General features: G+C 57.1%; 1 protein-coding gene. It reads left to right on the forward strand.

Translation table 11 applies throughout. From position 1 onward, the window contains the following. The coding region (locus ACTJLA_RS26800) for an immunoglobulin-like domain-containing protein (protein ID WP_440842486.1) at positions 1-639 on the forward strand (639 nt) is incomplete at both ends.

Below are 639 nucleotides of genomic sequence, written 5' to 3' on the forward strand. Positions count from 1 at the left end.
GATGACGTGTTCATCGATAAGAGCACTCAGACCGTCAAGATCACCGACGCTTCCGGCGGCAACTTCGAAAAACTGGAAGTAGCAGGCAACGGCGCAACGACCACGATCAACGACACCATCGACAAGGTCGATGTGGTCCTGACCGCCACCACCACCGTTGGCGAAGGCGGCAACATCGTTTACACCGCCAGCCTTGTGGATAAAAACGGCGCACCGGTGACTAACATCACCAATCCGCTGACGGTGACTTTGGATAACGGCAAAACCATCACCATCGGTGTGAATCAGTCGAGCGGCTCCATCACCACCATCGCGCCGGATGACGTGTACAAAGGCGACCAGACCGTCACCACCGCCATCAAAGGCGTGACCGGTGGCGAGCACTTTGAAAACTTGGTTCCTGGCACGACGGCAGTGAACACCACTGTCACCGATACCCCAGGCACCGATAACACCACCACTGTGACGCTGACGGCTCCGTCCGAGGCAAACGAGGGTGGGCAGATTACGTACACCGCCACGCTTTCCAACAAAGCGGGCACTGATGTCACGCTCAAGTTGGATAACGGCTCGTCGATCACCATCAAGGCTGGCGAAACCGTTGGTACTGTGACCGTCCCTGCGCCTAACGATGATGTG

This window comes from Pseudomonas sp. 22072, assembly GCF_052046095.1.
Classification (GTDB): domain Bacteria; phylum Pseudomonadota; class Gammaproteobacteria; order Pseudomonadales; family Pseudomonadaceae; genus Aquipseudomonas; species Aquipseudomonas paracarnis.